The 19,798-nt window shown below is 43.1% G+C and carries 18 protein-coding genes; 5 read left to right on the top strand and 13 right to left on the bottom strand.

Features of this window, described 5'->3' with window-relative positions; genetic code table 11:
* The first annotated feature begins 218 nt into the window (after nt 1-218).
* The gene (locus tag E0H79_RS05160; RefSeq protein ID WP_004976080.1) at nt 219-710 is read left to right on the top strand and encodes a macro domain-containing protein; all 492 of its coding nucleotides are present in this window, start codon (nt 219-221) and stop codon (nt 708-710) included.
* Between the two features lie 135 nt (nt 711-845).
* Here E0H79_RS05160 and E0H79_RS05165 read toward each other — a convergent pair whose 3' ends face one another.
* Nucleotides 846-2,498, bottom strand: coding sequence for an acyl-CoA dehydrogenase family protein (locus E0H79_RS05165; protein WP_131261059.1), 1,653 nt, complete (start codon nt 2,496-2,498; stop codon nt 846-848).
* Between the two features lie 81 nt (nt 2,499-2,579).
* On the opposite strand from E0H79_RS05165, the gene E0H79_RS05170 reads away from it, so the two are divergent.
* Nucleotides 2,580-3,212 (top strand): TetR/AcrR family transcriptional regulator, encoded by a 633-nt coding sequence (locus E0H79_RS05170; protein ID WP_131261060.1) that lies wholly within the window; start codon nt 2,580-2,582, stop codon nt 3,210-3,212.
* A 268-nt stretch (nt 3,213-3,480) separates the two neighbouring features.
* Nucleotides 3,481-5,001 carry a catalase gene (locus E0H79_RS05175; RefSeq protein ID WP_096902685.1) on the top strand — a complete coding sequence of 507 codons (1,521 nt, stop codon included), beginning with the start codon at nt 3,481-3,483 and terminating at the stop codon, nt 4,999-5,001.
* A gap of 163 nt (nt 5,002-5,164) precedes the next feature.
* On the opposite strand, the gene E0H79_RS05180 is transcribed toward E0H79_RS05175, so the two are convergent.
* From E0H79_RS05180 to hcaE, 8 genes are all read right to left on the bottom strand, one after another.
* Nucleotides 5,165-6,217: an MBL fold metallo-hydrolase gene (locus tag E0H79_RS05180; RefSeq protein ID WP_131261061.1), complete on the bottom strand. Its 1,053-nt coding sequence runs from the start codon at nt 6,215-6,217 to the stop codon at nt 5,165-5,167.
* A 247-nt stretch (nt 6,218-6,464) separates the two neighbouring features.
* Nucleotides 6,465-7,373: a DMT family transporter gene (locus E0H79_RS05185; RefSeq protein ID WP_096902690.1), complete on the bottom strand. Its 909-nt coding sequence runs from the start codon at nt 7,371-7,373 to the stop codon at nt 6,465-6,467.
* Between the two features lie 88 nt (nt 7,374-7,461).
* Nucleotides 7,462-8,688, bottom strand: coding sequence for a 3-phenylpropionate/cinnamic acid dioxygenase ferredoxin--NAD(+) reductase subunit (hcaD, locus tag E0H79_RS05190; RefSeq protein WP_131261062.1), 1,227 nt, complete (start codon nt 8,686-8,688; stop codon nt 7,462-7,464).
* A 4-nt stretch (nt 8,689-8,692) separates the two neighbouring features.
* Nucleotides 8,693-9,658, bottom strand: a complete 966-nt coding sequence (locus tag E0H79_RS05195; protein ID WP_131261063.1) for a 3-carboxyethylcatechol 2,3-dioxygenase — start codon at nt 9,656-9,658, stop codon at nt 8,693-8,695.
* A 71-nt stretch (nt 9,659-9,729) separates the two neighbouring features.
* Nucleotides 9,730-10,545: a 3-phenylpropionate-dihydrodiol/cinnamic acid-dihydrodiol dehydrogenase gene (gene hcaB, locus E0H79_RS05200; RefSeq protein ID WP_131261064.1), complete on the bottom strand. Its 816-nt coding sequence runs from the start codon at nt 10,543-10,545 to the stop codon at nt 9,730-9,732.
* Nucleotides 10,546-10,547: 2 nt separating this feature from the next.
* Nucleotides 10,548-10,874, bottom strand: coding sequence for a 3-phenylpropionate/cinnamic acid dioxygenase ferredoxin subunit (hcaC, locus tag E0H79_RS05205; protein WP_004976057.1), 327 nt, complete (start codon nt 10,872-10,874; stop codon nt 10,548-10,550).
* On the bottom strand, nt 10,874-11,392 hold the full coding sequence (hcaF, locus tag E0H79_RS05210; protein ID WP_004976055.1) for a 3-phenylpropionate/cinnamic acid dioxygenase subunit beta: 519 nt from the start codon (nt 11,390-11,392) through the stop codon (nt 10,874-10,876). The genes hcaC and hcaF overlap by 1 nt, the downstream gene beginning before the upstream one ends.
* Nucleotides 11,389-12,756 (bottom strand): 3-phenylpropionate/cinnamic acid dioxygenase subunit alpha, encoded by a 1,368-nt coding sequence (gene hcaE / locus E0H79_RS05215; protein ID WP_004976053.1) that lies wholly within the window; start codon nt 12,754-12,756, stop codon nt 11,389-11,391. The genes hcaF and hcaE overlap by 4 nt, the downstream gene beginning before the upstream one ends.
* A 281-nt stretch (nt 12,757-13,037) precedes the next feature.
* Here hcaE and hcaR point away from each other — a divergent pair, with 281 nt between their 5' ends.
* Nucleotides 13,038-13,940, top strand: a complete 903-nt coding sequence (hcaR, locus tag E0H79_RS05220; protein ID WP_004976051.1) for a DNA-binding transcriptional regulator HcaR — start codon at nt 13,038-13,040, stop codon at nt 13,938-13,940.
* Nucleotides 13,941-14,271: 331 nt separating this feature from the next.
* Nucleotides 14,272-14,949: a DUF1345 domain-containing protein gene (locus E0H79_RS05225; protein ID WP_096901303.1), complete on the top strand. Its 678-nt coding sequence runs from the start codon at nt 14,272-14,274 to the stop codon at nt 14,947-14,949.
* A gap of 65 nt (nt 14,950-15,014) precedes the next feature.
* On the opposite strand, the gene E0H79_RS05230 is transcribed toward E0H79_RS05225, so the two are convergent.
* The 4 genes from E0H79_RS05230 to E0H79_RS05245 form a co-directional block, all read right to left on the bottom strand.
* Nucleotides 15,015-15,875 (bottom strand): alpha/beta fold hydrolase, encoded by an 861-nt coding sequence (locus tag E0H79_RS05230; RefSeq protein WP_004976044.1) that lies wholly within the window; start codon nt 15,873-15,875, stop codon nt 15,015-15,017.
* 278 nt (nt 15,876-16,153) lie between these two features.
* Nucleotides 16,154-17,425 carry an OprD family outer membrane porin gene (locus E0H79_RS05235; protein ID WP_131261065.1) on the bottom strand — a complete coding sequence of 424 codons (1,272 nt, stop codon included), beginning with the start codon at nt 17,423-17,425 and terminating at the stop codon, nt 16,154-16,156.
* 426 nt (nt 17,426-17,851) lie between these two features.
* A complete protein-coding gene (gene dmpG, locus E0H79_RS05240) occupies nt 17,852-18,871 on the bottom strand; it encodes a 4-hydroxy-2-oxovalerate aldolase (protein WP_131261066.1) in 1,020 nt (339 codons plus the stop codon).
* A gap of 11 nt (nt 18,872-18,882) precedes the next feature.
* Complete coding sequence (locus E0H79_RS05245; protein WP_131261067.1) at nt 18,883-19,779, bottom strand: acetaldehyde dehydrogenase (acetylating); 897 nt, start codon at nt 19,777-19,779, stop codon at nt 18,883-18,885.
* Nucleotides 19,780-19,798: the final 19 nt, after the last annotated feature.

Raw genomic sequence — 19,798 nt, forward strand, 5'->3', positions numbered from 1 at the left:
CGCCACTTTATCAGATTTTTCTGACGGTTATTTTTGAAGGCTATTTTAAAGAACACTCAGCGGCTTTACCCATACAATTATAGCATAAAATTCTAAAAAATTTTATTACTTTTCAAAGACTTATTAGTTATAAAATCCACTAGAAAAACTGCAATGATTGGCTAATATGAATATAGAAGATCAGTTTAACAAGACCATTAAAAACAGGAGTCAAATTCATGATTTATGAAGTTTCTGGAGATATTTTACTGAGCGAAGCACGTGCGATTGCTCACGGTGTTGCCCCTAACGATAACTTTGCAACAGGTTTGGCTTTAAGTCTGCGTGAGCACTGGCCTGCGCTATATAAAGACTTCCGCAACTATTGTCATATTTACCATCCTAAAGCGGGTGAGCAATGGACTTGGGTCAATGCCGAAGGTCAACGCATCGTCAACCTGATGACTCAGGAAGCGGCTTATGACAACGGTTCAAAACCAGGTAAAGCATCGACAGAATACGTCAACCGCACTTTGAAAAACTTAAAACAGTTGATTGAAGAAGAGAAAATTGAAAGCTTGGCGTTACCGCGTCTTGCAACAGGTGTAGGCGGTTTAGATTGGGAAGATGTACGTCCACTCATCTACAAACACTTAGAAGATTTGGATATTCCAATTTACATCTACACTCTATATCAAAAAGGTGTAAAAGCTGAAGAGCCTGCGAAATAAGTTTCGCTGAAGCAATCAGCTTTGCTACAAGCGAGCGTGATTGATCACGACTCGACTGCAATATACGGTTCAATTCACCCGTTTGGTTTTACCAAGCGGGTGAATTTTTTGTGCAGAATCAAGTAGCAAGGGATGCTATGCTGAAAATGCACGCTGCAAGATGGATGCAACATCGACCTGTTTAGGTTTAAGCATACCCACCACTTGCCCATGCAATGCACTATAACGCGACTGAATAAAACCTTCTGCCACAAAACTTGGCGCATAACGCAACAACAAAACCGCTTGTGCCAAAATCACCAAACGGCTCACCAAAGCACGTGCCATAAATTGTAAATCGTTGCTGTTCGTGGTCTGCAATAACTGCTGCAAACCATCTAATTCACTGCCCAAAATAGGATGAGTAACGGCAGTGCGAGCAAAATCCTGCAATAACACCTGAATCAGCTCAGGTTCTCGCTGCATAGCGCGTAGTACATCCAGACACATGACATTGCCTGAACCTTCCCAAATGGTATTTACAGGTGCTTCTTTGAAAATACGTGCCATGATGCTGTTATCGACATAACCATTGCCACCAAAAACTTCCATCATCTCACCTGTAAGTTCCACCGCGCGTTTGCAAATCCAGAACTTTGCAGCAGGGGTCATTAAACGCTTCCATGCCAAAGACACAGCATCATCGCTTTCATAACAATGTGCCAAATGAAAACTGAGCTGTACCGCAGCTTCAGTTTCCAAAGCCAAATCTGCCAAGACTGCCTGCATTAATGGCTGATTCGCCAAAGTCTGTCCAAATGCTTGACGTTGTCGAGTATAGGCAAGGCATTGCACCAAGGCTTGACGCAGCATGGCACTACTGCCCACAGCACAGGTTAAACGAGTGTAGTTCGCCATTTCAATAATGGTGGGAATACCGCGCCCTGCTTCGCCAATCATGATGCCCCACGCCTGCTGAAATTCGACTTCAGAACTGGAGTTACTCCGATTTCCCACTTTGTCTTTTAAACGCTGTACCTGAATATTATTTTTTCTGCCATCTTCTAACCAACGCGGTACAAAGAAACAAGCCAAACCATCTTGTTCGGTATTGGCGACCACCAAATGTGCATCACACATTGGTGCAGAGAAAAACCATTTATGACCTGTGAGCAAATAGGCTTGCCCACGCCCTGTTGCTGCGACTGGAATGGCAAGCGTTTGGTTGGCACGTACATCTGAACCACCCTGCTTTTCGGTCATGCCCATGCCCAACCAAATAGATTTCTTTTGTGAAATCGGCACATCACGCGGGTCATATTCATGCGATAACAGTTTTTCGCCCATGCTTGCCCACAACTCAGGTTCACGCTGAATGAGCGGAATGCTGCCTAAAGTCATAGAATTTGGGCATAAATTACCGCACTCAACCTGTCCTGCCAAATAAAAACGACTGGCCCAATCGACCCATTTTGCCGTAGATTGCGGTTGCTTAAATGGATGTGCATGCGTGTCAAACTTACGATTCAGCGCCATCCAGTGATGCCACGCAGGATGAAACTCCACTACATCTTTACGACGTCCACGTGCATCGAAGGCATGTAAAATAGGCGTATGCCGATTGGCTAAATCGGCATAATGATAATATTCTGCCGATGCTGCAATGTGCCCCAATTCACTCAGTCGGGTCTGATCTTGACTGCCATAACGGGTTAAAATTTCTTGTAAAACCGTATCGGTTTCAAATAAGTTATAGTCTTGTAATTCATCAAACTGATTTTGAATTTGATGGGTCATCCATGTCTGCATTGTGTCACTCCTAGATAAACGCGGTGCTATCATTGCATTCAGTATAGAGAAAAATATGCGCTCAGGTGTTCGGCTTTATTTATGAAAAATTCTGAGGTTCAAGTGCGCCGTAAGCCGCGCCAATCAAGGGCTAAACTGACTCAAGAGGCTTTACAAGAAAGTTTTGTTCGGCTTTTGCATGAACGCTCGGCAGCTGAAATTACCATTCGCGAAATTACTAATTTGGCAGGTGTCGGTTTAGGCACTTTTTATGAATACTTTGCCAAGAAAGAAGATTTACTGGCATTGACGATTCACCTGCAAGTCAAACAGCATGCAGAACACTTAAAAAGTTATGCCCAACAGCAACTTGAGTTATCCACAGTTGTTGAAATAAACCGCTATATTGCAACCATCATTCAGTTTCAGCTTCAGCAAATTCAGGCACAACAATGGCTTTGGGCGCAGACTTTTTTACTGGAACGGCAGGTATCACACATTGAAACTTACCAAAAAAGTTACAGCATGATGCTACAGATGTGGCAACAGATTTTCGCACCTGTCATACACAATGCCGAACAACAACTGCGCCTTGCTTTGAATCTGCATCGCATCAGTTATGGTTTTATTTCGCAAAGTTTATTAATCAATCCACATTATCAAGATTGGGATGCCTTGCACACCGATATTTCATTGGCGATTCAACCATTTTTAGCAGCAGTTTCAGACATTTAGTGCAGCAAAACTGATTATTTAGTTTACAAAGATCTATCGAATACACCAATCATAAACAATAAATTTATCTATTTGTAAAATTATAAAAATCGTTTTACATTAAAATGGTGAGATTTGAAAAGCTTTCATCTACAAAGCCCGATCTGCATGGTATTGTGGTGTTGTAGTTGATTTTTTAAACAAACAAAACGGTTCATGGCCGCTTGTTTTAGAAGCTAAATTTCTAATACAGCCCACCACATGATGATCACAATAATGGAGAACAACGATGAGCCAAGAGATAAAAAAATGCCCTGTAACGCATTTAACCACCGATGCAGGCGCACCTGTTGTAGATAACCAAAATAGTATGACTGCGGGCGCACGTGGCCCACTCCTTACTCAAGATTTATGGCTCAATGAAAAGTTGGCAAACTTTGTACGTGAAGTAATTCCTGAGCGTCGTATGCATGCCAAAGGTTCAGGTGCGTTTGGTACGTTTACGGTCACGCACGACATCAGCCAATATACCCGTGCCAAAATTTTCTCTGAAGTTGGCAAAAAAACTGAAATGTTTGCTCGTTTCTCTACCGTTGCAGGTGAGCGTGGCGCTGCCGATGCAGAACGTGACATTCGTGGTTTTGCCTTAAAATTCTATACTGAAGAAGGCAACTGGGATTTAGTCGGTAACAACACACCAGTGTTCTTTTTCCGCGACCCACGTCAATTCCCTGACCTGAATAAAGCGGTAAAGCGTGACCCACGCACCAACCTGCGTAATGCGACCAATAACTGGGATTTCTGGACTTTGCTGCCAGAAGCACTGCACCAAGTCACCATTGTGATGTCGGATCGTGGTATTCCTGTGGGTTATCGTCACATGCATGGTTTTGGTAGCCACACCTATAGTTTTATTAATGCCAATAATGAGCGTTTCTGGGTGAAATTCCACTTCCGCACTCAACAAGGCATTCAAAACCTGACCGATGCAGAAGCAGCAGAATTGATTGGTCGTGACCGTGAAAGCAGCCAGACTGACCTTTACAATGCCATTGAACGCGGTGATTTCCCGAAATGGACGCTGTTCGTGCAAATCATGCCTGAACTGGATGCAGAAAAAGTCCCTTATCACCCATTTGACCTCACCAAAGTTTGGCCGAAAGGTGATTATCCACTGATTGAAGTGGGTGAATTTGAACTGAACCGTAACCCTGAAAACTACTTCCAAGATGTTGAACAGGCTGCCTTTGCACCAAGCAACCTTGTACCAGGAATTAGCTACTCGCCAGATCGCATGTTACAAGCGCGTTTGGTCAACTATGCCGATGCTGCACGTTACCGTGTTGGTGTGAACCATTCACAAATTCCAGTGAATGCTGCACGCTGCCCTGTGCACTCAAACCGTCGTGATGGTCAGGGTCGTATGGATGGCAACTATGGCAGCTTGCCACACTATGAGCCAAACAGCTTCCATCAATGGCAAGAGCAACCACAATACCGCGAACCACCGCTAAAAATTCGTGGCGATGCAGATTTCTGGGATTATCGTGAAGATGATAGCAACTATTTTAGCCAGCCGCGTGCCTTGTTCAATTTAATGAACCCTGAGCAAAAACAAGCACTGTTTGATAACACGGCACGTGCAATGGGTGATGCTTTAGACTTTATTAAGTATCGTCATATTCGTAACTGTTATGCATGTGACCCTGCTTATGGCGAAGGCGTTGCAGCGGCTTTAGGCATGACCGTTGCCGATGCGCAAGCAGCACGTGCCAGTGACCCTGCACTTGGTCAGCCTGGCGTACTGTAATCTTTGTAGTTAAAGATCAAGTCAGTCTAAACAGCAAGACTTTAAACACCAAAACAAAGCCCCTATTTCGATAGGGGCTTTGTGTTCTATATCTATCATTGCCACTTTTCAGTAGCGTGAAAAGTAGCGTGTCACTTTTATTTAAGGTCAAGTTTTTAAAAGATTAAACAATTAATTTCTTACCTTCACGAATACAATAAAATGGGTTCATCAGTTTAGAGGAACGCTTCATGGCTTGATGCAAATCCGCCTCAGGCTGATCACGTCCTTCATCGGTCAATTCAAAGGTTCGATAGTGAATTGCCAATGAACATTTGGAATGTAAATCTTTATGGGCCTGAAAGGCATCTTCAGGGTTCATATGCATATAACGCATCAGATTCCGTGGCTCGTAAGAACCTATAGGTAAAAGTGCCACACGTGGTGCGCCCATACGGGTTTGAATTTCTTTAAAGTGTGGCGAGTAACCTGTATCGCCCGCAAAGAAGCAATGATCTTGCCCATGCAAAATAGAAAAACCGCCCCATAACGCCATGTTCTGATCACGTGCGCCACGTCCTGAACCATGTTGTGCAGGGGTGTAGACAATTTTCACTTCTTTAAATAAAGCCGATTGCCACCAGTCCATTTCAATCACATGCAAATCAGGCGGCAAATACCAAGCATTGCCCAAACCTGTATAAATAGGCATGGCAAATTGATGATTCAGCCATTTTAAGGTGGCTAAATCCATGTGGTCATAATGGTTATGGCTCAAGAAGACGGCATGAATGGTCGGTAAATCTTCCAGTGCAATCCCTGCAGGACAGGCACGTTTAGGCCCTCGCCCCTGTTTCGGACTGGCATGCTCTGCCCAGACTGGATCGGTTAAAAAGTTATACGGTCCAATTTGAATCAGCACCGTTGCATGCCCCACAAACCAAACTTGCCAATCATCCAAACTGGCGTGTGGACGTAATTGTGGCAAAGCACTTGGCGCTGTAAAAAATTGCTGTGCTTCTTGTTGCGGATTGACATTCCAACTGTTCGATTTGCGTTTTAGCAACCATTTCAATAAATCAGTTTGGCTGCGCCCCTCAGGACACGCAATCGGATTAAAAAACTGCGCTCCATCATAATGATTTGAAGGCAAAAACTGCAGCTTGGGTTTACGCCAAGTATGCGACCAACAGGCTTCCGTTGGCAGTTGAAAATGCTTTTGTTCCACGTTGTTCATGTAAGCCCAATAATATATAGCGCATCTACCATGATGCTTTTTATCCTGATCTGTTCAGAAAAAAACACAGCTTTGGTTCATGTGTTGACTCTATCACGCATAGTAGCGAAATCAAGCAGGCAATTTCCTTTATGTTTTTGTTGTTTTGAGAAAAAAGTCGTATCGACAGCGGGTTAATGATCGGAAATTTACACCTCAGATAAACGAGGCTTTAGAAAAACCTAAACACGGGTATAGCAATGCGGGCTTAGCGTTTAGCAAAATATTGTTCGCGCCATTCTTTCCAGAAATACATCACAATCCCGAACATCACCACGGCAATGCCAATAAACGCATTCATGCTGATGTGTTCATTATTTAAGGTCGCACCTAAAATTAACGCGATGATGGGAGTCATCACATTACTTAAAGATACGGTTGAGGCATTTAAACGACGAATCAGCCAGAAATAACACAGCATGGCGACAATAGACGACATGATCATGGTAAATACAAAACCAATCATGGCTTGGCTGCTTGGCATTTGAGTCGGGAAATGCGACCAAATAAAGGGAATTAATAACAATGACCCTGCCGATGATACCAATAAAGAACCTGTGGCTTGTGACATCGGCTTTAAAGGAGCATTGATTTGTTTGACCCAAAAAATTGAGCTGATATAGGACAGCATACTGATAAACATCAACACCACGCCCCATGGATTCACTTTGCTGTCGGCAGAGTCTGCAAAGACAAAGCTGAGTCCTGCAATCGCAATTGCCATACCTGTCCACTGTAAGGCAATCAATTTTTGTGTGCGTAAAATCACATGACCAATCAAGCCTGCGATTAAAGGAGAAAAACCAAAAATCAGTGCCATTAAGCCTGAAGTTAAATAATTGGCGGCCAAGTAAATAAATAGCTGTGCACCAATTAAATTCAGACTACCCGCCAAATAGCTTTTCATTGAGGTGTGATCAAAAGGCAGTGGATCGCGCATGAGTTTAAGCACGCACAGCGCAATCACGGAAGCCCCAAAGTAGCGGATAATCAAAACCCACATTGGATGAATTTCCTGCACACTCCAGACAATCGCCAATGGCGTGGTCGCCCAGATTAATACCAATAAGGCATAAATACTGGCGGTTACCACAACAGGAGATGTATTCGTATTCATCGCTTGCTCAACATAAAATGGACACTTTTCTTCGGCAGATAAAAAACAGACCCAAGTTGCCTCAGGTCTGTTTTTCATCAGTTCAAGCTTACTTCACCAATTTGCGAAGGTCTTGGCTCACATCTAAATATTTGTCTGCTTCAAAAGCAGCTTGTTTAGCAATCAGCTTTTTCAAGTGACGCATATCTTTGGCTGAGTTGACGGTAATTCCGCCGACAATCACGCCATCGGTCACACCAAACAATACGAATGAAGACTCACTGCGTTTGGAAGCATCCATCTCACCACGCACATGCCATTCTGCTGCTGACATATCTCCTACAAATTGGTAGTTAATGTCGAGTTGATCAGTCCAGAACCAAGCGGGATTGGCTACAGGATGTTCAACGCCCATCACATGACGCGCGAAGATACCTGCTTGCAGGTTAGCATTTTCCCAAGTTTCTACACGGCGATGATTGCCACATTCACGCAGTTGTGACGCGACATCACCCGCGGCATAAATGTCTGGGTTTGAAGTTTGACAGTTTTCATTCACATGCACGGCAAAGTCTGCATCTAAACCTGCTTCAACTGCCAATTGTGCGTTTGGAATAATCCCAATACCGTAAATCACCGCATCGGCACGTAGTTCTTCGCCACCTTCTAGGGTCACAACAATTTCTTCACCATCTAGCTTGCAGTCTGCAATTTGCGTAGACAGACGTACATCAACACCTGCCAATAACTGCTGTTGCAGCAAAAACTCACTCAAGATGAGTGGTGATGAACGTCCCATCACCATTGGTCCCATTTCAATGACGGTTACCTGACAGTCTTTAAAGCGTGCTGAAGATGCCAACTCTAAACCAATCACACCACCACCAATTAAGATGATGCGACGACCCGCTTGTAATACAGGGACTAAGGCTTGCGAGTCTTCAAGATTACGCAACGTGTAAACGTGTTTACCTAAGGCATCAAAATTTGGCAAGCGACGTGCAGCACCGCCTGTGGCAAGTAACAACTTGTCGTAGGCAATAACCTCACCATTTTGCAATTCAACCGTATGTGCTTCGGCATTGATTTTGCTCACGCCATTGCCACGAATAGTGGTCACACCTAGTTCTGCCAATTTTTCTTCCGACAGAATCTCGATTTTGGTTTCTTCAGGACGCAAAATCACATCTTTAGACAACGGTGGACGCTCATAAGGCAAATGTGTTTCATCACCAATTAAGATGATATTGCCTGCATATTGATTGCCGCGCAGCTCAAGAATGGCGCTCGCCCCTGCCTGACCTGCACCCACAATCACAATTGTTTCTACGCTCATGGGCTTAACCTTTTAACTCGGCAGATACGATGCCAAAGCCCGCAATCCACTCACTAATATCTTCATAGCAATGCGTGGTCATTTCATACGCACCCAGTTCATCTAACGCAGCAAAAGCAGCCATCCACGAACGGACTTCCTGACCACCACGACCACCATCACGACGAATTTCAGCTTCGGTCATGGCTTCCATAGCCACAAAGTCTGCCTGTTTGAATTTTTCAAGCAAGGCAATATCCCACTCAGGGCTGAGCGGTACTGCAACTGATGTATCTCCAGCAGCGAGTTTCTGACCAACTGCAATAATTTTCGCTTGACGCGCATTACGTGCTTCTTCAGTTGGATTACGACCAGCAATTAAAAATTCTTCAACTTCTGGAGGCACTGAACCCATTTGAGGTGTTGGTGGATCATGAGACAAACCACCTGTACCCAATACAAGTACACGTTCATTTTCAAGATTCAACGACTTGATAAATTGACCCACAGCACGCCCCAAAGCAATGGTACGCTTGGTGGTTGGCATCGGCGCTGCAGCGCCATTAATAAACACGGGAATGGTTGGATAACGATCTAGCTGCCCTTCACACAAAAAGTGTAATGGCTGAGTCACCCCATGGTCGGCCTGCATGCGATACGAGTATGCAACATCTACACCTTCATCCAACACACGGCGCACCATTGCCAAGGCTTTGTCTTCAGGCACATCAATACGGTTGTTGTCTTTGCCGTAGTCCCAGTCACCCGCAGCCGTAGCACGAATACCGACACAGAAACTTGGCATCAAATCATAAAAGAAACCGTTGAAATGGTCTGGCCCAAAGGTAATGATCAGGGTTGGATCGTATGCTTTGACTTCGGCAGAAAGTTGCTCAAAGGCAGCACGAACTTTTTGTTCTTTAGATTGATCTTGCGGTGTTGCAAATTCCATTAAAGGACTGTGCGATGCACAAATGAGTTTAACGGCCATGAAAGACTCCTAAATAAGGAAGGCAGCCCAGAGAAAGGCTGCCGATTCGTCTATTGAATTTAGACTCAATTTTATTCGTCAAAAAAACCTGCACGTGGTTGACGCAAACCACGAATACCCAAACCACATTCTGCATTGATCAGAACGCCAGTCAGCGCACGGTTATTTTGACGCGATGCCAAGAGCACATAAGAACCGGTCATGTCTTCTGGCTCAGGCAAGAAATTCAGCGGCATACCGCGTGCAATTTTTTCAGGGTCACGTGCATCGAGTAAGCCTAGGTTTTCCTGACCTAAAGATGCTGCACCCTTAATATTGACATTCATCGCTGAAGGCGCAACGGCATTGACACGTACTTTGGGTGCCAATTCATAAGCCAACTCTTTCATGATGCCAACACCTGCATGTTTAGATGCAGTGTAAACAGGGCCACCGCCTGAAGAATACAGCGCAGAATTGGATAAGGTTAAGATGATGGAACCTTCAGATTTCACCAATTCATCCAGTGCTGCTTTTGCTCCCAAGATTAACGCCTTGGAATTAATGCCCATGATTTCATCAAAGGCTTTTTCAAGCTGCTCACCAGACGTATTGACGATATCTGCGTAGTGATCCCAAATCCCTGCATTGCCAATAAAGCAATCTAGCTTTCCAAAACGCTCCACAGTGGCCTGCACAGCACGGACATTGTCTGCATAGTTGGCAACATCACCAGCGACTGCCACAATTTGATCACCAAAACGCTCTTTTAAGGCATCGACTTTAGATTGTGAACGCTGTAACACGCCCACATGCGCACCTTCTTCAAGAAAGCGCTCTACCAAAGCCCAACCTAAACCAGAACCGCCACCTGTAATCAGTGCCACTTCGCCTTTTAGCCAACCCATGCTTACTCTCCTGCCATTTCTACATATAACGCGCCGTCTTCAACCACCACAGGGAAAGTTTGAATCGGGTCGGTAGCTGGCAAGCATAATGCTTGACCAGTCTTTAAACAGAAACGTGCAGAATGCAGTGGGCATTCAACTGTGCCATCATCTTCAAGATAACCTTCAGACATTGAGGCATTGCCGTGTGAACAACGGTCATTCATGGCAAAGAACTCACCACCGTTGTTGAATACTGCCAGTGCTTCAATACCGTTCACACCGCAATCCACTTTTAACGCTTCGCCTTCGTCTAATTCGTCAACTTGGCAAACAAAGATTTTATTCATTAGAAGAATACACTCAGGTTGTGTGAGTTATAGGTTACTTGGTCAAGTACAATCTTACGGTTGAAGATCTGGAAGCCTAAGCCACCTTCAACACGACGGATTTTGTCATGGCGCTTACCACAGTAAATAGTCACGTCTTTCTCTTTTTGAGTACGGTACAACAAGTAAGTCACGTGTACGTCGTATTCGCCTGCTACCTCTGTCGCTTCAACAATCACGTTGCTGACCATGTGCGTTGTACGTGACGGAGGTTCTTCAGCCCACGCCATACCAGTTTCCAGACGTGCAACACGGCGCTCAAGCAAGTGTTTGTTGTCGTTGAACACCCACGTTGTTGGCGGTTCAACTGAACGACGACGGTCACGAGTTTGTGCATTTGGTGTAGTACGCAAGGTATAAGAAATGTCTTCTGCCATGAGATCTAACCACTCACGGAATTTCCAGTCGTCTAGCAATTTTGCTTCGCGATACAAGAATTGGCTCACTTCATGTTGAAGTTCTAAACTGATTTGACTCATTTCATTAACTCCTTCTCGTATTCGTCAGCTGCTTTTTCAACGTCTTCCCATTTTTCATGGATCAGCAAGTCTGCCCAACGGCGGTACATACCACGTGCTGCAGTTTCAGAGAAAATGTAGTTGGTGATTCCTGGAATACCATCTTCACGTACTTTTTCGTTGCCTTTACCCATTTCTACAATGAGCTTGTTTTGACGTGCTTTATAGCCGCGCAATACTTTTTGAATTTCAATCCAGTTCTCAGAGTCATCTTGCTCTAAGAAACCTGCAGGACCGAAAGCACGTGTTGCAGAACGCTCAAATGCTTCTTTCACGTCTTGAGGTGCTTCAGCATCGGCAATACAGAATGCCCATACTTCAGTTTTATTTGGACCACGTGGATGCCATACGCGCAGTGTTGCAGTACCGTTCAACCAAGACAGTGTTGGGAACATGGTGTTGTGACCTGCAAGACGTAAGGCACGTACTTCGCCTAAACGCTCTTTCACTTCTTCGTAAGTTTCACGGAAGTAGTTGGCAACTTCACCATCAACCCAAACGTTTGCATCTGGTTTTTCTGTAAAGAAGAAACCTGAACCATGACCACGTGAACCATACTGAATCGCATCTTTGGCAGTTTCCCAAACAGGACGAGCTGTTTGCGCTGCACCTAATTGTTTGCTGCTGTCATCATCTGGTTTTGCACCAAGTACCTGAATCGCAGAGGCGTGTGAGAACAAAGCGTGATATTGGTCAGAAGCAAACTGTTCTGCAGCAAATTTCCAGTTACAGTCAATTTCCCACTTGTGTACACCACCAATAATTTCAGTACCACCCGGACGACGGTCAATCACGCCATCTAAGTACCAAGCGATGTCGCCCATGTATTCTTCTAGATCTGGAGTAGTTTCATCCCAGCAACCAAAGATCAAGCCTTTGTAAGACTTCACACGGTTCACTTCCACCAAGCCCCATTGCTCTTTACAAGCACCTTGTGGATACGCACGTTCTTCTAAAGGAATATCTTTGAGTGAACCATCAATACCGTAAGACCAACCGTGATATGGGCAAGTAAATGCACGGGTATTACCACAGTCTGCAAAGCTCACACGCATAGAACGGTGACGGCACTGGTTTAAAAATGCTTTGATTGAACCGTCTTTTTGACGTGCCACAATAATTGGATCTTCACCCATGTAGGTGTTGAAGAAGTCGCCAGCTTTAGGAATTTGGCTTTCATGACACAGGAACAACCACGTACGGCCGAACACACGTTCAAGTTCTAATTCGTAGATATCTGGATCTGTATAAATAGATGGAGTGATACGTCCATTTTGTGCATCGACCAAAGCGTCGATTTCGCGCACATCAATTTTTCCACTCATGAAAAGCTCTCCTGTGACCAACAACGGCACAAAGTAAATAGACTCAACTTCTGATGGATAATGGTTTTTTAGGGACGTTTAGTGAAATATTTTTTTTGTTTCAATTAATAGTTTTTATAGATTAATCCAACATTATATTTTGCATTTAAATCGTTGCATAATGATGAAACCCTATTTACTTCGCGAATGACACAATAATTCTCACCGAATAGTTGTTTATAGATCATTCTTTTATTAATCTATAATTAGACATATTTTGAATTAATCTTTGGAATGGTTGTATGGAATTACGTCACCTTCGCTACTTCATTACCGTTGCTGAAGAACTCAACTTCAGTAAAGCCGCACTTAAACTTTATACGGCGCAACCTTCGCTGAGTCAGCAAATTAAAGATTTAGAAGAAGATGTCGGCGTTAAGCTACTCAACCGTACCAAACGTAAAGTCGAGCTAACCGAAGAAGGTGCTGTATTTTTAGAACAGGCGCGTCTGACTTTGGCGCAAGCCGACAAAGCGGTTGCCATGGCACGTCAGGTGTCACAAGCCAAACAGAAAATGCTGCGTATTGGCTTTGTTCCTGTGGCAGAAATGAAAATTTTCCCTTTTGTACTGCCTAATTTACGAGTACAAAACCCAGAATTAAAAATTGAATTGCTAAGTTTGAACAACACTGAGCAAATGAAAATGATTAAAAAAGGTGAACTCGATATCACCTTTACCCGCCACAATATCAACAGTGATGAAATTGAGAGCCAGTTTGTACTGCGTGAACCGTTAATTTTTATTTTGCCCAAAGATCATCCGTTAGCAAAATACGAACGCATTCCTGTCAAAGCATTGAATGGTATTGATTTTATTATTCCTTCGGCAGAAGCTTCGTATAATCTGCATCACCTGATTGTCGATTTTGCCAAACAGCACAACATTGAACTAAACATTGTGCAAAAAGCTGACAACATTTTATTTAATATCAACTCGATTGGTATGGGCTTGGGTTGCACCATTTTACCGGGCTATGTTGCTCCGCTAACCATGGAAAATACCGTCATCCGCCCACTTGATGTAGAACTTCCGCATTTAGATTTGTACGTCAGCTACGGCAAAAACAGCCATTCCGCTGCGGTACAGAAATTTATGGAACTGCTCACACGTGTGTTCTATTTGGACATCAACCGCGAACAATAATTCTAAAACCACTCGCGTTTTTCAACCTTTCAAAAGTGCTTGCTGCTTGATGTAGTAAGCACTTTTTTTGTGCATCCTAAATGCTAAAACAAAGCTTTAGACTTAAGTCTAAACTTATTTTTTTAATCTTTTTCTGAACTACTGCTCATTCTTACACTCAAACATTCGCATTTTTGCAGTCTGCTTTTTCCTCGCTTCGCTACCACATTTCCTGCAAATTACAACTTAAGTCTAATAAGTTAAAATAGGCACCCCATCGCTATTTTCTAAAATTAAGCCGATGATAACAGGCAGTAACACCTTTAGATTGCACATCCAGAAAGGATCAAGAATGATAAAAACACCCTTCAGCAGAATGAAAACAGGGATTCAATATCGTCCTTATTTTTTTATCAGTTTTGTGATTACCATTGTGCTGTATGCTATTTTTCAGACCCTCACTGCATGGTCATGGTCAAGCTGTTTATTGATTAGCTGGAATATCGCGATTTCCTGCTATTTGGTTTTAACCATGCGCAGTTTGTGGCACAGCGATCATGCACATATTTTACAACGTGCCCAACAACAAGATGCCAGCAAATGGCTGATTTTATTCTTGGTATTTCTAACCTTAGTGATGTGCTTTATTGCGATCATTGTCGAGGTGAATTTATTTGCACAAAGTGAGTTTGTGCGCATGGGACATTTTATTTTATCCATTACCACTATTTTATGTGCTTGGTTTTTTATGCACACCATTTTTGCGATTCACTATGCGCATGACTATTATTTGGCACTGCAACAGCAGCAAGAAGGTGGTTTGGATTTTCCCAAGACGTCGCATCCAACCTATCCTGACTTTTTATATTTCAGCTATGTGATTGGTACATCTGCACAAACCGCCGATGTCTCGATTAGCTCACAACCCATGCGGGTACTGAACACGCTACATATTATTTTGGCTTATAGCTTTAATACCACTATTTTGGCAATTTGCATTAACTTGGTCGCGAGCTTTATTCAGCACTAAATTGGGTACATAAAACATCCATAAAAAAGGATGGCAAATTGCCATCCTTTTTTACCTCACTGCGCTTAATTTACGCCACGTGCAGTTAAGTAGTTTTTAATCACAGTGTTAAATTCTTCCGCTTTTTCAACCTGTGACCAGTGACCACATTGGCTGAAAATGTGTGCATCGGCATGTGGCACAATATTTAAAATATCCCATGTACGCGATACTGGAATCACCACATCTTGCGTACCGTGAATCAGCAATACAGGCACAGTGATGTCTTTCATTTTGTCAAAGTCGAGTGGGAACTCGAAACGGTCACGGTCACGCGCGCCCACAACATCCATTAAACGGTCTGAAGCATAGTCATTTTTTGCAGAAGCAAAACGGACTTTGACCAACTCATCTGTAATCAAGTCTTTATTTACCACGAACATTGAAAGCGTCTTTTTAATGCCTTCTTCAGTCAATACAGGATTTGCATGCGCTTTGAGGGCTGCAGTCTGTTTTGCACCGCCTGTACCCATTGAGATAATACCAAGAACACGCTCTGGGTAATCCAATGCCAACTGGAATGCCAACCAGCCACCCAACGAGTTACCCACCAACCAAGTTTTTTCAATGCCCAATGCATCTAAAGTACGTACAGCATGATCTACCCATGCACGGATGCCATATTGTGTGCCCGGTGCAACCACAGTTTGACCATAGCCGATGGTATCAATGGCGATACAACGTGCTTGCTCACCAATTTGTGGCAAGTTTAACCACCAGTTTGCAGCAGCCGATACGCCTGTACCTGAACCGTGTAAAAATAGAATAGGTGTACCTTCACCCACTTCATGATAATGCGTTAATTCGCCTTCTGCTGTTTCAATCCATTTATCTTCTAAGCCAAAGAATGGATCTGTTGTATAGTCAGGGATTTGAACAGTGCTCATATATACTCCTCGTACAGTCTTTAGCTTGCGTTTGGCTCTAGGTATAGAATTTGACGTCAAGTGGACTCATTCAACATTACTTTTACAGGCTTATATTACCTGTTCACACGGCATCAACTGATACAAATTTACGATCACAACCTACAAAAAAACGATTAAACAACTCTTTGAATTTTATAAATTTAATAAAATAAAAGTCTTAATTTATATAAGGTATTTATTCAGTAAATATTAAAAAAAGAGCGACTATAAAAAGCCGCTCTAATTTTTATCTAGCTTTAGAATTTATAAGTGTAAGTCGTGGCGATACGGTGTTCTTCTAAGTCATTCGCAAAGTTAAAATTGGTATCGATGAACATATAATTAAAGCCTAAACCTTTAAGCTTACCTTCTGGCACAACATAGTTCACAATGACGTTATTTTCGTTTTCTTTACCTTCTGGCTTGCCTGCGCCCAGATCGATATTGTCACCGCGGAAATGACGTACTGTCGCTGTTAAACCAGGAACACCCACATCAGCAAAATTATAGGTATAACCCAAACTCCAAGAACGCTCATCTTTACGAATGAAGCTCGCCACAGACCAGTTGTCTAAGTAAGGCTGCGGCACCCACCCGCCCAAGGTCGGGAACATTGGGGCTTTTGTACCGTGCTCACCAAACATTTGTTGATAACCTAACTGTACAGTGTGCATCCCATTGTTGATTTTTGCACCCGCAGACACGGCCTGGCTGTCAATATTGCCATACAGCTTGTCACCCGATTCGCTGTTGTCAAAATAGCGTACATGGGTATCCAGCTTAGTTTTTTCAGCCAAAGTCGTTTTATAGTTTGCAGCGACATAATGTTGTTGATAGATGTTGGTTACATCCGCATACCAATAACTTCCACCTACTTTAGGGGTAAATTGATGATCTACTCCCACAAGATACATGCCATCGTCTGTGCTTAATTTATTCGCTTCAGCAGCAGAAAAATTATTTTGAGGGAACAACGTAAAATCTTGGTATTGGTTATCATAACGTGCATTAATACCGTCTAAATAAGCCAAAGTTAATTTAGTATCTTTTAAATCCTTTGATTCTAACCATGCACCGCTATAAGTCGTTAACAATTGACGCGATGGGTCAAAAAACACCACAGGTGACATTGGTAATAAGTCACCTACTTTTAATTCAGTTTCAGAAAATTTAACTTTTAGAGTTGCACCGACCTTACCAAAATGATCTTTTGACTCTTTACCATCATGCGGCAAAACCCAGTCTGCATTTTTATCACGACCATTGAGTTTTACTGCGTGTTGAACCAGAAGATCAGCACCCACCTGAATTACGCCTAAATCGTGATAACCCGATTTAGCATCCAAGGTGACTGCTTGTGACCATGAACCAAAGTTCCCCGCAGGGTTGTCTTTAATTTGACGATCTAAATAAAAATTCTTAAATTTAAGTTGAACATTGCTGTCGTCAATAAAATCTGCCTGAGTTGCAGCTGTCCCTAAAGTTGCTGTCGCAGCAAAAAGTGCTATCCATAAATTGTGACGATGCATGCGTTTTTCCTATTCATCCAATAAGCGAATCTGGGCATCATGCAAAACTCTTGTCATGAAAAAAATCCGACCACAGTATTAAGCTTTTCTACAAATTCAGCACTTTCTGTATCGAGCAGCTTTTTTCCAAGTTTTTTAATTCTTTTTAACGATAAAAAATTAAGCTCAAAATCCTCACTAAATGAATTTTTATTTGAATTCACTGCTTAATTTAGGCGAAAAACGCTGTTATTTTTTGCATCATGTGAAGGATTAATCTTTTTTAACTTTAAACCCATGTGTTAGCGTTATTTTCTATAAACCCAACTTATAAGAAAAACATTTTAATCAGCACAAAATTCAGCACATTTTACATCTTTCACAGCATAAAAAAGCACCCCAAACGCATTTGGAGTGCTTAATTCAAGTCTGCTTTATATTAAAAACTTAGGCTTGCATTTCACGTGCTTTAGACATAGTCAATGCCAAGTCTTCAATCATATCTTCCTGACCGCCCACCGTACCGCGACGACCAAGCTCAAGTAGAATTTCACGCGCAGATACTCCATATTTTGCTTCGGCACGTTTTGCGAACAATAGGAACGATGAGTAAACACCTGCATAACCTAAAGTTGCTGCATCACGGTCTGCACGAATTTGATGCGTCATCATTGGAATGATCAAGTCTTCAGCAATATCCTGCACTTTAAACAAGTCCACACCTGTTTCCATTTGCATACGGTTTGCGACCGCTACAAACAATTCAAGTGGTGTATTACCTGCGCCTGCACCTAAACCAGCCGAAGCCAAGTCAACACGGGTTGCACCCGCGGTCACAGCCGATACAGAGTTCGCAACGCCCATGCCCAAGTTATGGTGACCATGGAAACCAATTTCGATGTCTGAGGCGAGGTTGGCACGTAAAATACCTACGCGATCAGTCACATCTTGAGGCAACATATAGCCTGCAGAATCTGTTACATAGATACAGTTTGCACCGTAAGACACCATTTTTTGTGCTTCTTCGAGCAATTTTTCTGGAGAAGCCATGTGCGCCATCATCAAGAAGCCCACAGTGTCCATACCCAGTTTACGTGCTGCAGTAATGTGCTGTTCAGAAACGTCTGCTTCAGTCGAATGTGTCGCCACACGAATGGTTGCCACGCCTACATCATGCGCCATTCTCAAATGATCAACTGTTCCAATACCTGGCAGTAATAGTGCAGAAACTTTTGCCTGTTTCAGGTTTGGAATCACTGCTTTCAGATATTCTTCATCAGTAGCGGCTGCAAAACCATAGTTCACAGAGTTACCACCTAAGCCATCACCGTGTGTGACTTCAATTAAAGGCACACCTGCATCATCCAAAGCAGTGGCAATCGCAACCATTTGCTCTGGCGTGGTTTGATGGCGCATTGGGTGCATACCATCACGTAAAGTCATATCATTAATAATAATCTTAGACATTTTGGTATTCCTTAAGCTTCAGCAGTTTTGAAAACGTGTTCTGCAAACATTTCTGCAGTACGTGCAGCCGCTGCAGTCATAATGTCTAGGTTACCTGCGTATTTAGGCAAGTAATCACCCAAACCTTCAACCTCCAAGAAAATTGAAACACGGTTGCCATCAAAAACAGGGCCGTTTACAAGTTTGTAACCTGGTACATATTTTTGCACTTCTTTAATCATGGCATGCACAGATTCTGTAATCGCTGCCTGATCTGGCTTACCTTCTACCAAGCAGTGAACGGTATCACGCATCATTAAAGGTGGCTCAGCTGGGTTAATGATGATGATGGCTTTACCTTGTTTTGCACCGCCAACTTCTTCAATCGCGCCTGCAGTGGTACGGGTAAATTCATCAATGTTTTTACGTGTACCCGGCCCCACAGATTTAGTTGATACCGTTGCAATAATTTCACCGTATTCCACAGGTTGAACGCGAGAAACTGCAGCCACCATAGGAATTGTTGCCTGACCACCACAAGTCACCATGTTGACGTTTGGCACTTCGCCCGCTTCAAGCAATGCTTCAAGGTTCACTGGCGGTACGCAGAATGGGCCAATTGCCGCAGGCGTTAAGTCAATCATCAACACGCCAAGCTCATTCAGTTTGCGGCTATTTTCTGCATGCACATAAGCAGAAGTTGCATCAAAAGCAATTTTAATGTCATCTTCAAGTACGTGAGGAAGAAGACCATCTACACCGTCACTTGTGGTTTTTAAACCCATTTTTGCCGCACGAGCTAGACCTTCAGAGGTTGGGTCAATTCCCACCATCCACACAGGCTCTAACCATTCACTGCGTTGTAATTTATAAAGCAAATCTGTACCAATATTACCTGGACCGATCATTGCACATTTAATCTTTTTCATGCATGTACTCTCTTAGAAT

Source organism: Acinetobacter sp. ANC 5045 (assembly GCF_004331005.1).
GTDB lineage: Bacteria > Pseudomonadota > Gammaproteobacteria > Pseudomonadales > Moraxellaceae > Acinetobacter > Acinetobacter towneri.

Coding starts and splice junctions, on each gene's coding strand:
- E0H79_RS05160 (WP_004976080.1), top strand. CDS start 219: ATGATTTATGAAGTTTCTGGAGATATTTTACTGAGCGAAGCACGTGCG.
- E0H79_RS05165 (WP_131261059.1), bottom strand. CDS start 2,498: ATGCAGACATGGATGACCCATCAAATTCAAAATCAGTTTGATGAATTA.
- E0H79_RS05170 (WP_131261060.1), top strand. CDS start 2,580: ATGAAAAATTCTGAGGTTCAAGTGCGCCGTAAGCCGCGCCAATCAAGG.
- E0H79_RS05175 (WP_096902685.1), top strand. CDS start 3,481: ATGAGCCAAGAGATAAAAAAATGCCCTGTAACGCATTTAACCACCGAT.
- E0H79_RS05180 (WP_131261061.1), bottom strand. CDS start 6,217: ATGAACAACGTGGAACAAAAGCATTTTCAACTGCCAACGGAAGCCTGT.
- E0H79_RS05185 (WP_096902690.1), bottom strand. CDS start 7,373: ATGAATACGAATACATCTCCTGTTGTGGTAACCGCCAGTATTTATGCC.
- hcaD (WP_131261062.1), bottom strand. CDS start 8,688: ATGAGCGTAGAAACAATTGTGATTGTGGGTGCAGGTCAGGCAGGGGCG.
- E0H79_RS05195 (WP_131261063.1), bottom strand. CDS start 9,658: ATGGCCGTTAAACTCATTTGTGCATCGCACAGTCCTTTAATGGAATTT.
- hcaB (WP_131261064.1), bottom strand. CDS start 10,545: ATGGGTTGGCTAAAAGGCGAAGTGGCACTGATTACAGGTGGCGGTTCT.
- hcaC (WP_004976057.1), bottom strand. CDS start 10,874: ATGAATAAAATCTTTGTTTGCCAAGTTGACGAATTAGACGAAGGCGAA.
- hcaF (WP_004976055.1), bottom strand. CDS start 11,392: ATGAGTCAAATCAGTTTAGAACTTCAACATGAAGTGAGCCAATTCTTG.
- hcaE (WP_004976053.1), bottom strand. CDS start 12,756: ATGAGTGGAAAAATTGATGTGCGCGAAATCGACGCTTTGGTCGATGCA.
- hcaR (WP_004976051.1), top strand. CDS start 13,038: ATGGAATTACGTCACCTTCGCTACTTCATTACCGTTGCTGAAGAACTC.
- E0H79_RS05225 (WP_096901303.1), top strand. CDS start 14,272: ATGATAAAAACACCCTTCAGCAGAATGAAAACAGGGATTCAATATCGT.
- E0H79_RS05230 (WP_004976044.1), bottom strand. CDS start 15,875: ATGAGCACTGTTCAAATCCCTGACTATACAACAGATCCATTCTTTGGC.
- E0H79_RS05235 (WP_131261065.1), bottom strand. CDS start 17,425: ATGCATCGTCACAATTTATGGATAGCACTTTTTGCTGCGACAGCAACT.
- dmpG (WP_131261066.1), bottom strand. CDS start 18,871: ATGTCTAAGATTATTATTAATGATATGACTTTACGTGATGGTATGCAC.
- E0H79_RS05245 (WP_131261067.1), bottom strand. CDS start 19,779: ATGAAAAAGATTAAATGTGCAATGATCGGTCCAGGTAATATTGGTACA.